10 protein-coding genes are annotated in these 11,941 nt (G+C 72.8%); 3 read left to right on the top strand and 7 right to left on the bottom strand.

Annotation, left to right across the window (positions count from 1 at the left end; all coding sequences use genetic code 11):
* Positions 1 to 332: 332 nt before the first annotated feature.
* Positions 333 to 1,706, bottom strand: a complete 1,374-nt coding sequence (gdhA, locus tag HF519_RS13640; protein ID WP_211169982.1) for an NADP-specific glutamate dehydrogenase — start codon at positions 1,704 to 1,706, stop codon at positions 333 to 335.
* Between the two features lie 301 nt (positions 1,707 to 2,007).
* Here gdhA and HF519_RS13635 point away from each other — a divergent pair, with 301 nt between their 5' ends.
* Both HF519_RS13635 and HF519_RS13630 read left to right on the top strand, forming a co-directional pair.
* On the top strand, positions 2,008 to 3,252 hold the full coding sequence (locus HF519_RS13635) for an LCP family protein (RefSeq protein ID WP_169413300.1): 1,245 nt from the start codon (positions 2,008 to 2,010) through the stop codon (positions 3,250 to 3,252).
* Between the two features lie 427 nt (positions 3,253 to 3,679).
* Positions 3,680 to 4,369 carry an SDR family oxidoreductase gene (locus HF519_RS13630; protein WP_369009250.1) on the top strand — a complete coding sequence of 230 codons (690 nt, stop codon included), beginning with the start codon at positions 3,680 to 3,682 and terminating at the stop codon, positions 4,367 to 4,369.
* 220 nt (positions 4,370 to 4,589) lie between these two features.
* Here the strand turns inward: HF519_RS13630 and HF519_RS13625 are convergent, their stop codons facing one another.
* The 6 genes from HF519_RS13625 to HF519_RS13600 all read right to left on the bottom strand — a co-directional run bounded on the left by HF519_RS13625 (position 4,590) and on the right by HF519_RS13600 (position 9,834).
* Positions 4,590 to 5,012: a DUF5313 family protein gene (locus tag HF519_RS13625; protein ID WP_169413299.1), complete on the bottom strand. Its 423-nt coding sequence runs from the start codon at positions 5,010 to 5,012 to the stop codon at positions 4,590 to 4,592.
* A gap of 240 nt (positions 5,013 to 5,252) precedes the next feature.
* Entirely contained in the window at positions 5,253 to 6,053 is an 801-nt protein-coding gene (locus HF519_RS13620; RefSeq protein ID WP_169413298.1) for an IclR family transcriptional regulator, read from the bottom strand.
* Between the two features lie 13 nt (positions 6,054 to 6,066).
* Positions 6,067 to 7,524 carry an MFS transporter gene (locus HF519_RS13615; RefSeq protein WP_169413297.1) on the bottom strand — a complete coding sequence of 486 codons (1,458 nt, stop codon included), beginning with the start codon at positions 7,522 to 7,524 and terminating at the stop codon, positions 6,067 to 6,069.
* 35 nt (positions 7,525 to 7,559) lie between these two features.
* Positions 7,560 to 8,504, bottom strand: a complete 945-nt coding sequence (locus HF519_RS13610; RefSeq protein ID WP_169413296.1) for a PDR/VanB family oxidoreductase — start codon at positions 8,502 to 8,504, stop codon at positions 7,560 to 7,562.
* 59 nt (positions 8,505 to 8,563) lie between these two features.
* Positions 8,564 to 8,788 carry a hypothetical protein gene (locus HF519_RS13605; protein WP_312860092.1) on the bottom strand — a complete coding sequence of 75 codons (225 nt, stop codon included), beginning with the start codon at positions 8,786 to 8,788 and terminating at the stop codon, positions 8,564 to 8,566.
* Entirely contained in the window at positions 8,785 to 9,834 is a 1,050-nt protein-coding gene (locus HF519_RS13600) for an aromatic ring-hydroxylating dioxygenase subunit alpha (RefSeq protein WP_169413295.1), read from the bottom strand. Before HF519_RS13600 ends, HF519_RS13605 begins: the two co-directional genes overlap by 4 nt.
* 216 nt (positions 9,835 to 10,050) lie before the next feature.
* Between HF519_RS13600 and HF519_RS13595 the strand changes: the two genes are divergently transcribed.
* Positions 10,051 to 11,941, top strand: a 1,891-nt coding sequence (locus tag HF519_RS13595; protein ID WP_169413294.1) for a DPP IV N-terminal domain-containing protein, incomplete at its 3' end; no start/stop codon positions are given.

Genomic DNA, 11,941 nt, shown 5'->3' with positions numbered 1-11,941 from the left:
CGAAGGCCCTGATCCGACCGCGGGACCGGGGCAGGTGGTGGTCGACGTCGCCGTCGCGGACCGCGCGCGGCGGGCGCAAGCTCGATCTCGTTCGCGCCCTCGGAGCCACCGCGGTCGTCGACCACTCCGAACCGGGCCCGGCGGGCGCGAACCGCGCTCGGCGCTGGTCCCTCGGTCGTGTTCGACGGCGCCGGCGGGCGGATCGACCCGAGCGGCGTTCGAGATCACGGCCCGCGACGGCTGGTTCTCCGCGCACCGTATCGGTCGAGACCGTGACCGGTCCGGGCGACCGGTACGGGACCGCCCCGATACGGGAGGCGGCCCCGTACCGCTCAGACCAGTCCGAGCGACAGCATGGCCTCCGCGACCCGGGTGAAGGCGGAGATGTTGGCGCCGGCCACGTAGTTGCCGGGCATCCCGTGCTGCTCGGCCGCCTCGCTGCACCGGGCGTGGATACTGCGCATGATCTCGCGCAGCCGCTCCTCGGAGTGCTCGAACGTCCACGAGTCCCGGGACGCGTTCTGCTGCATCTCCAGTGCGGAGGCGGCGACGCCACCGGCGTTGGCGGCCTTTCCGGGCCCGAACGCCACCCCGGCGTCGAGGAACACCCGGACCCCCTCGGGCGTGGTGGGCATGTTCGCCCCCTCGCCGACGGCGATGCAGCCGTTGCGGACCAGGGTGACGGCGTCGTCGGCCGTGAGCTCGTTCTGCGTCGCCGACGGCATGGCGACCTCGCAGGGCACCTCCCACACCGAGCGGCCCGACACGAAGTCGGCGTCCGGCTTGGCCTCGGCGTAGGTGCTGATCCGCTCGCGGCGGACCTCCTTGATGTCCTTGAGCAGCTCGAGGTCGATGCCCTTCGGGTCGCGCACGTAGCCGGTCGAGTCCGAGCAGGCCACCACGCGTCCGCCCAGCTCGTGGACCTTCTCGATGGTGTAGATCGCGACGTTGCCGGAGCCGGAGACCACGACGTCCTTGCCCTCGAAGGACTTCCCGCGCGCGGCCAGCATCTCCTCAACGAAGAACGTGCAGCCGTAACCGGTGGCCTCACGGCGCACCTGCGCCCCGCCGTAGGTCAGGCCCTTGCCGGTGAGCACGCCCGACTCGTAGCGGTTGGTGATGCGCTTGTACTGGCCGAAGAGGTAACCGATCTCCCGGCCGCCGACGCCGATGTCACCGGCGGGGACGTCGGTGTGCTCGCCGATGTGGCGGTGGAGCTCGGTCATGAACGCCTGGCAGAACCGCATCACCTCGCGGTCCGAGCGCCCCTTCGGGTCGAAGTCCGACCCACCCTTGCCACCACCGATCGGCAGACCGGTCAGGGCGTTCTTGAAGATCTGCTCGAACCCGAGGAACTTCACGGTGCCGAGGTACACCGACGGGTGGAAGCGCAGCCCGCCCTTGTACGGCCCCAGGGCGCTGTTGAACTCCACACGGAACCCGCGGTTGATGTGGATCTCGCCGCGGTCGTCCTCCCACGGCACCCGGAAGACGATCTGACGCTCGGGCTCACAGATCCGCTCGATGATCTTCGCGTCGGCGAACTCCGGGCGCCTCTCGAGCACGGGGCCGATGCTCTCCAGGACCTCGCTGACGGCTTGGTGGAACTCCGCTTCACCCGCGTTGCGTGCCAGGACATCCGCGTAAATCGATTCGAGCTTTCCCTGCAACGGCACGTAAACCTCGTCTCTCGTTCCGATGGTCATGCCGTCGGCCTCGGCCGTCTTCGCTGCCGAGACGGGAGGTTGCGGGCATTCAGAACGACGGCGCTGCCCGCTTCGTTCCCGATCGTCTCTCCACGGCACGATCCAGTTCAAACGTTGAGAGAGTAATCACCACCGCCAGAGGCAGATCATCACCGACTCGTGTGGTGACCCCTCGATCGGCGGGTCCACGCAGCGTCTCGTAGGCTTTTGCCCCGCGGTCGCCGCCGGCGGCCGATGTCTTCTGGTCGGTCGCGACGCCGGGACGCAGCAGCAGGCGTCGCGTTGACGGAAGCGAGACCGGATGGACGGCAGCGCGAGCGGGGAGGTCCGGCCGGGTCGGTTGCGCGGGGTGCTGCGTGGCGTGGCCCGCGGTGGCGTGGCCCTGGTGTCCGTGCTGGTCCTGGCCGTGACCGGCGTCGCGTGGTCGACCTACACCCGGCTGGGAGACATCGCCACCAGCGATGTGATCGTCGGAGCGACGGATGCCCGCCCCGCCGCAGGCGCACCCGGCCGGCCGGCCACCGCGTTGCTCGTCGGCCTGGACAGCCGTACCGACGTGCAGGGCGACCCGCTGCCCGCCGAGATCATCGAGCGGCTGCACGCCGGGGCCGACGACGGCCAGCTCAACACCGACACGATCGTCCTGCTGCGCATCCCGGCCGATCCGGCCGACCCGATCGTCGCGGTCTCGACCCCCCGTGACTCCTACGTCGACATCGCCGGCGGCCGCGGACGTCACAAGATCAACTCGGCGTACCGGCGGGCCCTGGAGGAGACCGAGCTGCGGCTCACCGCGCAGGGCGTCGGCGGCACCGAGCTGCGCCGACGGGGACGGGAGGCCGGCCGCAGGGCCCTCGTCCAGACCGTCCAGCAGCTCACCGGCGTGCGGATCGACCACTACGCCGAGATCAACCTGGCCGGGTTCGTGGAGCTCACCGACGCGATCGGCGGCGTACCCGTCTGCCTCAACGCCCCCGTCGGCGACGGCCCCTACTCCGGAGTCGACCTCCCCGCCGGCCCGCAGACCGTCCAGGGCAGGACCGCGCTGGCCTTCGTGCGTCAGCGGCACGGGCTGACCGACGGCGACTTCGACCGGATCGCTCGCCAGCAGGCCTACATGGCGGGTCTGGCGCACCGGCTCATCACGGCCGGGACGCTGTCCGACCCGGCCACGATGCAGCGGATCGTCGAGGTCGTGACGCGCTACGTGGTGATCGACCGGGGGTGGGACCTCGACGCGGTGATCGCCCAGTTGCAGCGCCTCTCCGGCGATGACCTCGTGTTCCGCACGGTCCCGACGCTGCGCCCCGACCTGCACACCCCGGCGGACGGGATCGCCGTGGAGATCGACGCCAGGGAGGTCCGCTACTTCGTGCAGGCGGTGCTCACCGGGGACGCCCTTGCCGACGTCCGCACCACGACGAACCCGGCACCCGGCACCCGGACGGCCGCCCCGGCGGGCCATCCCACGGCGCCGGCGTCGGCGACCACCACCGCGCCGCCCACGCAGCCGATCACCGCGGAGGGAGTGCCCTGCGTGGACTGACGGCGTGCCGCGCAGCGGCCGGCCGGAACGGTGGAAGTGCCCCGGGCGGCCGTCCTCGCGGTGGCGGCGAGGATCCGGTCTCGTCGCTGTCCGGCGTGTCCAGCGGTCAGCGCCGGATGGTCGCCGGATCGGCCACCAGAGCGACGAGGAAGAGGACAGCAGCGGCGACGGCGAGCATCGGAACCTCCCTGGGTGGGGAAGAAGGCCGGCCCGGCCAGGTCACGGGAACGCGGGGCCGAAGAGCAACGAGGACGCACCACCTGCGGCGGGAGACAACGGCGCCGGCACTTGCCGACCCCCGCGGATCCGCAGTCACTGGTCCCGTCCCGGACGCAGAACGGTGCGCCGGCTGCCGGGATGAGTTGTCGATGCGCTCACCGGGAACGCCGGATCCGACAGCGACCCGCGGCACGGTGAAGGGGACAGCGTGAGCCAGGACCAGTTCACCCAGCAGGACCCGACCGAGCAGCACGCCGCGCCGGGCAGCGGCGACCGGACGGTGGCGTACCCGGGGCGCACCGACGACATGGACGTGCGGCCCGACCACGGGGAGCGGACCTACCGGGGGACCGGGCGGCTGGAGGGCCGGAAGGCTCTGATCACCGGCGGTGACTCGGGCATCGGCCGGGCGGTGGCGATCGCATTCGCCCGCGAGGGCGCGGACGTCCTGATCACCCATCTGGAGGCCGAGACGCAGGACGCCGAGGACACCGCGTTCTACGCGCTGTTCTGGTTGTGCCAGGCGGCGGTGCCGCACATGCAGCCCGGGTCCTCGATCATCACCAGTTCCTCGGTCCAGGCGTTCCAGCCCTCGCCGCACCTGCTGGACTACGCGACGTCCAAGGCCGCGATCGTGAACTTCACCAAGGGATTGGGCCACGAACTGGCCGAGCGGGGCATCCGGGTCAACTCGGTGGCACCGGGCCCGGTGTGGACCCCGCTGATCCCGGCCACGATGTCGGAGGACAAGCTGACGTCGTTCGGCGCGCAGGCGCCGATGGGGAGGGCGGCGCAGCCGGCCGAACTCGCCCCGTTCTACGTCTTCCTCGCCTCCCAGGAGTCGAGCTACATGACCTCGGAGGTGCTCGGGGTGACCGGCGGATCCCCCATCACCTGAGGACGGTCCGTTCCGACGACGGTCCACGGCGGTGCGGCCCCGCCCTCCCCCGACACCCGGGCCGACGAGCAGGGCACCGGCGCTGTGGGCGGCTCACGGGCCCGTGGCGTCGTGCCGACCGGGCCACCCGGTTCGTTCACCGCAGGGCGTGCTGCGCCCCGACCGTGCGGGGGCGAACGCTGCGGCCCGGCCCCGGCCGCGGTGAAGCGAGCCCGGGCGCTCACGCACGGGGCGACCGGGCCCACCGCCGCTCGAAGTCCTCGGCCGCCCTGGCGAGTGCCCGGGAGGCGTGGCGCTCGTTGCGGACCCGCTGCGTGGTACCGCTGGGATAGCCGGCTTTGGCTGCCCGGCCCGCGGTGGCCTCGTGGAGGAAGACGAAGGAGTACATGAGACCGATCAGCGATCCGGCCACCACGCTCATCACCCGGACCCCCAACGGGCCCGGGATCAGCACCAGCAGGACGACGGCGACCGGTGCGAGCTGGGCCAACAACCGGGCGAGGTGGCGGAGTGGCCACGTGCGGCAGGTGAGGTCGTGCAGGACCCATTCCCGGTAGCGCCTCGGTAGCCGCCCGCCGGCGGCGTACCACAGCCACCGGACCGGGCCTGGGCGGCGCGGCGGCGCCGGTTGAGAACGGCTCATGACGCAGTTCCTCGTGCGCGCGGTCCGGCCATCGCGCACTCCCGGCCCCGGGACCGGGACGGTGTGGGCCAGGGCCGAGGACCGTGTGCGTGCTGGCACGGGAAGTGTCTCCAGCGCTCCGATGCTACGCCGCGGCGGGCGTGCCTCCACCCTCCGCGACAAGACGGCAGGTCGCGGTGCCGGGCTCCGCCGGGATGGGCCCTCCTCGGGCTCGGGGCGCGCGCACCGGCGGAGCAGGACTCACGGGCCGGACGCGCGGCGGCGTGCCCCTGCCGGATGCCGGCGCGCCGTCGGAGACCCCAGCGCCCGCGAGATGCCGCGGGCCGCGGTACGCACCGCAGGCGCCAGCGTGTGCGGCGACGCCCCGTCCGCGTGCACCACGAGGGACAGGGCGGCGACCACGCAGTCATCGGGCCCGACGACGGGCGCGGCCACCGACAGCGCGTCCATGGTCACCTGCCGGTCACTGATCGCGACGCCGGTGCGGCGGACGTCGGCGAGCATCCGGCGCAGCTGCCCCTGATCGGTGATGGTGCGCTCCGTCCAGCGCTCGAGCGATCCCGACAGCACCTGTTCCTGGACCTCGGGCGGGGCGAAGGCCAGCAGCGCGAGCCCGACCCCGGTGGCGTGCAGCGAGAACCGGCCGCCGACCCGGGTCAGCACCCGGACCGCGTCCCGGCCGGTGATCCGCTCCAGGAACACGAGCTCGAGGCCCTCGCGCACCGCGAGCTGCACGTTCTCGTGCGTCGCCTCGTACAGGTCCTCCAGGTAGGGCAGGGCGACCTCGCGCAGCTGCGGGCCCCGCGGCGCCAACGACGCGACCTCGAACAATCGCAGGCCGATGCGGTACGGACCGCGGCCCTGGCGCTCGAGCGCGCCCCACTCGCTGAGCTCGCGGACGATGCGGTGCGTGGTGCTCAGCGACAGCCCGGTCCGGCGGCTGATGTCGGACAGGGTGAGCTCCGGGGCGTCGGCGGAGAACGCGTCGAGAACGTCGAGCACCTTTCCCGACAACGAGCGCGGAGCCGCGTCTGCCGCCATCGGCACCCCCTCGTCACGCCGGTGCAGGCATCTTCTCCCGCACCAGCGCGTACAGCACAGCGGAGGCGAACATCAGCGCGGCCGCGACGAACACCCCGGGTGCCCAGCTACCGGTGGCGTCGCGCAGCAGCCCGCTGACCACCGGGCTCGCGACGGCGCCCACCTCCGCGATCAGGTTGAACAGCCCGAACATCGAGCCACGCTGGTCGGGCGGCACCAGGTCGCCGGTCATGCCGTGCTGGACCGGCTGCAGGGCGTTGAACAGCACGCCGGAGCTGAACAGCAGCAGGCCGAGCACCAGCAGCGACGGCTGCTCGCCGCGCATCACGCTGAGCCCGAACAGCACGACGAGCACCGCGTAGCCCAGGGTCAACCCGATCAGCAGCGGCTTGCGGCCCTTGCCCCGGCGCACCCGACGGTCGGCCAACCAGCCACCGGCCGGGAAGCCGATGATGCCCGCGACCGCGTTGAACGCCGCGGTGAGCGCGGCCGCGGTCAGGCTGCTCTGGGCGGTCTCACGCACGATGAGCACGGACCAGAACGAGAAGAACCACAGGTTCCACAGCACCGCGATGAAACCGATGTACATCAGCAGCGCGTCCCGGCTGAGCAGGGTCGACGCCCGTCCGGCGCGGATCTCGTTGCGCACGATCACCGCGATGTAGACGCCGGCGAGCAGCAGCGCCACCCCTGCGGTCGCCCACTCCGGCCAGCCCAGCCGGTCGGCCACCCAGAACAGGGTGAGCACCGCGGCGAACGTCGGTGCCGAGTACGCGATCAGCCGCAGGAACGGGGCACGCAGCCGCAGCGGGCCGCCCAGCCTGTTCCGGAAGAACCAGGCGGCGAGCGCGGCGACCACCAGGGTGACGGCGCCGAGCACGTAGAACGGGACCCGCCACGCCTCCTCCCCCATGCCGAGGGACCGACCCCAGTCGATCAGCAGCGGCGTCGCGACGATCCCGACGGTGAGCCCGATCGAGAGACCGGTGATCACGACGCCGAGGCCCAGGGTGCGCTTCTGGACCGGGGTGTGCGCCATGACCAGGGTGCGGTCGTTGGAGTAGAAGACCCCTTCGCCGAGTCCGGTCAGCACCCGCGCGGCGACGAACGCGATGAGTCCCGCGACCAGCCCGGACACGATCGTCATGACACCGGCCCACAGCAGCGAGACGACGATCATCTCGCGGTGCCCGAAGCGGTCGCCGAGCTTCCCGCCGGGGTACTGGGTCAGCATGTAGCCGACGAAGAACAGCGAGCCGATCAGCCCACCGAGCGTCGCCGGGTTCGCCGAGTCGCCGATGAAACCGGCCTTGTTCTGGATCATCCAGGCGATCACCGGGCCGGTGACCGTGCGGTCGGCGTAGCTCACCAGCCAGCCCAGCAGCAGCACCGCCCAGAGCGGCTTGTAGGGCACTCTCGGTGGCACCGCGGCGTCGGGCGGTCCCGGGTGGCTGCGCAGGGGCTCGCTCATCACGTCCTCCTCGACGGGTGCGCGGCTGTTGTTCGCTAGAGGTCGAGCACGAGACGGGGCGACCAGCACCGGGACACGCAGATGAACATCGTGTCGCCGGCCGCCCGCTCCTCGGCGGTGAGCAACGAGTCGCGGTGGTCGGGCCTGCCCCCGAGTACCCCGGTCTCGCAGGTCCCGCACGTGCCTTCCTGGCACGACGAGAGGACGCTGATCCCGGCGTCTTCGACGGTGTGCAGGATCGAGCGGTCCGGGAGCACCGTGAGGGTGAGCCCGGACCGGGCGAGCTCCACCTCGAACCCGTCCGCACGGACGGGTTCGCCCACGCTCCTGGGCGCGAACCGCTCGACGTGCAGCTGCCCCGCCGGGGCCCGCTCCTCGACCGCGGTGAGCAGCGGCTCCGGCCCGCAGCAGTAGACGAGCGTGCCGGGCTCGAGGCCACCGAGCAGCCCGTCCAGGTCGAGCGGCCCGGTCTCGTCCTGCGGCCGGACCTCGACACGCTCGGCGTACCGGTCGGTCAGCTCCGCGAGGAAGGCCATCGAGGTGCGGGTGCGCCCGCCGTAGACCAGGCGCCAGTCGCCGCCGGCCGCGTCCGCCGCCGCGAGCATCGGCAGGATCGGGGTGATCCCGATGCCGCCGGCGATGAACAGGTGGCGCGGCGCGTCGGCCAGGGCGAAGTGGTTGCGCGGGCCGCGGGCCCGGACCTTCGTCCCCTCGGCCAGCTCGTCGTGCACGAACGCCGAGCCGCCCCGGCCGTCCGGCTCGCGCAGGACCCCGAGCCGCCAGCGGGTGCGGTCGGCGGGGTCGCCGCACAGCGAGTACTGCCGGACCAGGTCGGGACGCAGCTCCAGGTCGACGTGCGCACCGGGTTTCCACGCGGGCAGGTCGGCGCCGTCGGCGGCGCGCAGGGTCAGCTCGACGACCCCGTCGGCCGCTGGGACGGCGCGGTCGACGAGCAGGTCGAGTTCGGCTTCTTCAGCCATGACGGAACCCTTCTGCGGGTGGCGGCAGCGGCCATGGCCGCTGCCGTCGCTCACGGAGGTCAGATGGAGGCGAGCTCGCGCGGGGCCGGCCGGGTCGGGACGGCGGGGGTACCGCCGTGGTCGGGATGGGCGAGCAGCCACTCCCACAGCTCCACCGGGTCCTCCGCGTCCCGCTCGGCGCCGCAGAAGCAGGTGCCGCGCAGCAGGTCGGTGCCCGGGAGCCACACCACGCGGCGCACGTGCTCGCCACGCAGCATCCGGGTCGGCGCCCCGGGGCCGGTCACGAGCCGACCTTCGTGGGGTCACCCGCCCGCGCCATCCGGGCCAGGATGCGGCGCGCGGCCAGCCCACCGGTGTCGATGTTGATGCTGAGCTCCTGGTAACCGGCCGGCTCGTCGGCGATGACCTTCTCCAGGACGTTGAGCGCGTCGACGTCCTGGAGCACCACGGTCCGGTTGGACTCGCGCAGGTAGTCCGAGACCTCCGCGTCGTCCTGGGCGAAGTCGCGCGCCACGGCCCAGAAGTCGTAGGTGCTGTTCTCCGTCGACGGCGTGATGGCGTAGACGACCTCGACGTGGAAGGCGTCCGGGTCGGTTCCGTCGGCGTTCGGCAGCACGCCGACCGGGGCGACGCGGCTGTGCAGCAGGTACAGGCACGGCGGGTGGAACTCGATGTCCTGCCAGCGCGTGATCCGCCCGGCGAGGCCGGTGGACTCGGCGTAGAACGGCGGGCACTCGGTGTCGTCCATGTGCCGGCTGACGTAGACCACGCCGGCCTCGTCGTCGACCTCGGTGGTGATCGGGGTCTCGGCGACCTCCGGGGTGCCGATGTAGCCGCCGTGGAGGTAGGTCTCGTGGGAGAGGTCCATCAGGTTGTCGACCAGCAGTGACGCCCGGGCGTTCAGCGGCTCCATCCCGCAGACGGTCGCGTAGCCGGGGTCGGCCAGCCACGGTGCCCGCGGCACCGGCGTGGTCGCGGCCTTCCCGGCGTCGCCGATCCAGACCCAGACGAAGGAGTCCTGCTCGACGACGGGGTAGGAGGGGACCCGGGCGGTGCGCGGGATGCGCTTCTGCCCGGGGACGGCGACGCACGCACCGTCGGTACCGTAGGTGAAGCCGTGGTAGCCGCAGACGATGGTGTCGTCGACGAGCTTGCTCTCCGAGAGCGGGAAGCGGCGGTGCACGCAGCGGTCGGCCAGGGCGACGGCGGTGCCGTCGCCGGTGCGGTAGAGCACGATCGGCTCGCCGAGGATGGTGCGGGCCAGCAGCTCGCGGCCCACCTCGGACCCGTACGCCGCGACGTACCACTGGTCCCGGACGAATTCGGACATCGGTGTCTCCCTGCGTGGTGGCGGGGTCGGATCGGGTGCTGCGCGCCAGGTCACCACGCCCACCGCCGGCTCCGGCACCCGACTTTCAGCTACTGAAAGACCGGCTGCTCCGACCACCGGTCCCGGCCGGATCAGGGACCTCGCTCCGGGTCGGGCGGCGTCCGAGGTGTGACCCCCGCGACGCCCCGCCCGGCCCGGCGCGCAGACTGATCCACCGTGACGGACAGCTTCCCGCGCCGGCAGGCCCGGACCCGGCGGTTCACCCTGGGCGCCCCGCGCGGCATCACGGTCTCCCCCGACGGCCAGCGGGTCGTGTTCCTGCGCAGCAAGGGCGGGACCGACCCGGTGAACTGTCTGTGGACCCTCGACGTCGCGACCGCCGAGGAGCGCCTGGTCGTCGATCCGCGCGCCCTGGACAACGGCGGTGACCTCACCGACGAGGACCTGCCGCCCGAGGAGCGCGCACGCCGCGAACGCAGCCGGGAGCAGGCAGGCGGCATCGTCGGCTACGCGACCGACCGACCGATGACGATGGCCGCCTTCACCCTGTCCGGACGGCTGTACGTCGTCGCCTTCGTGGCGGGGCTGACCCCGCGCCTCGTCGACTCCCCCGGTGGCGTGATCGACCCGCGGCCGGACCCGACGGGCGCCCGCGTCGCCTACGTCGCCGGGGGCGCGCTGCACGTGTACGAGCTCGCCGCCCGCACGACGACCACGCTGGCCGAGCCGGAGGAGGCGCACATCACCTACGGGCTGGCCGACTTCGTGGCCGCCGAGGAGATGGGCCGGATGCGGGGCTTCTGGTGGTCCCCGTTCGGCGACTCGCTGCTCGTCGCCCGGGTGGACGACTCCCCCGTGCAGCGCTGGCACATCGCCGACCCGGCCAACCCCGACCGCGAGCCGGCCACCGTCGCCTATCCCGCCGCCGGGACCCCCAACGCCCGGGTCACGCTGCACCTCATCGGTCTGAACCGGGCCCGGATCCCGGTCCGGTGGGATACGGCCGCGTTCGAGTACCTCGTCGATGCGACCTGGGACTACACCGGCCTGCTCATCACGGTGCAGAGCCGCGACCAGCGGACCCTGCAGGTACTGCGGGTGGACCCCGCGACCGGCGCCACCACCCCGGTCGCGGTCGGCACCGACCCCCGCTGGGTCGACATCCTCCCCGGGGTACCCGCCCGGCTGGCCGGGGGCGAGCTGGTCTGGACCGCGGACAGCGAGGGCGCGCACCGGCTGCTCGTCGACGGTGAACCGGTGACGCCGCCGTCGCTGCAGTTCCGCGGGGTACTCGACGTGGACGGCGACACGGTGCTGTTCAGCGCCTCGCAGGACCCGGTCTCGATCGGGCTGTGGTCCTGGTCGCGGAAGGCCGGGCTGCAGTCGTTGACCCCGGACACCGGCGTGTACAGCGGCCGGATGGGCGGCGGGACGCTGGTCGTCAGCGGGCAGGACCTCACCCACGACGGGCCGTCGGTCCGGGTCCGCCCGGCGACCGGCCGCGAACTGACGATCACCTCGTACGCCGAGCCGCCCGGCCTGGAGCCTCGGGTGGAGCTGTTCGCCGCGGGAGAGCGGGAGGTGCGCACCGCCGTGCTGCTGCCGTCGTGGCACCGGCCCGGGCAGAAGCTGCCGGTACTGATGGATCCCTACGGCGGGCCGCACTCCCAGCGGGTGCTCGCCGCGCGCGGCGCGTACCTGACCAGCCAGTGGTTCGCCGAGCAGGGCTTCGCGGTGGTGATCGCCGACGGCCGGGGCACCCCCGGACGGGGACCGGAGTGGGAGCGCGCGGTGTATCACGACCTGGCCGGCCCGGTGCTGGAGGACCAGATCGATGCGCTGCACGCCGCCGCCCGGCGCCACCCCGACCTCGACCTGGACCGGGTCGGGATCCGTGGCTGGTCCTTCGGCGGGTTCCTGGCCGCACTCGCGGTACTGCGCCGGCCGGACGTCTTCCACGCGGCCGTCGGCGGGGCACCGGTGACGGACTGGAAGCTGTACGACACCCACTACACCGAGCGCTACCTGGGTCGGCCGGACACCGATCCGGAGGCCTACCGGCGGTCGTCGCTGCTGGACGACGCCGCCACCCCGGCGGCCCCCGAAC

This window comes from Pseudonocardia bannensis, assembly GCF_012911875.1.
GTDB lineage: Bacteria > Actinomycetota > Actinomycetes > Mycobacteriales > Pseudonocardiaceae > Pseudonocardia > Pseudonocardia bannensis.
Note: the sequence above shows the minus strand (reverse complement) of the source record. Positions and strands in the feature narration are given on the sequence as shown.

Bases quoted from the DNA above. Each gene is read 5' to 3' on its own strand.
- gdhA (WP_211169982.1), bottom strand. From the start codon at position 1,706: ATGACCATCGGAACGAGAGACGAGGTTTACGTGCCGTTGCAGGGAAAG.
- HF519_RS13635 (WP_169413300.1), top strand. From the start codon at position 2,008: ATGGACGGCAGCGCGAGCGGGGAGGTCCGGCCGGGTCGGTTGCGCGGG.
- HF519_RS13625 (WP_169413299.1), bottom strand. From the start codon at position 5,012: ATGAGCCGTTCTCAACCGGCGCCGCCGCGCCGCCCAGGCCCGGTCCGG.
- HF519_RS13620 (WP_169413298.1), bottom strand. From the start codon at position 6,053: ATGGCGGCAGACGCGGCTCCGCGCTCGTTGTCGGGAAAGGTGCTCGAC.
- HF519_RS13615 (WP_169413297.1), bottom strand. From the start codon at position 7,524: ATGAGCGAGCCCCTGCGCAGCCACCCGGGACCGCCCGACGCCGCGGTG.
- HF519_RS13610 (WP_169413296.1), bottom strand. From the start codon at position 8,504: ATGGCTGAAGAAGCCGAACTCGACCTGCTCGTCGACCGCGCCGTCCCA.
- HF519_RS13600 (WP_169413295.1), bottom strand. From the start codon at position 9,834: ATGTCCGAATTCGTCCGGGACCAGTGGTACGTCGCGGCGTACGGGTCC.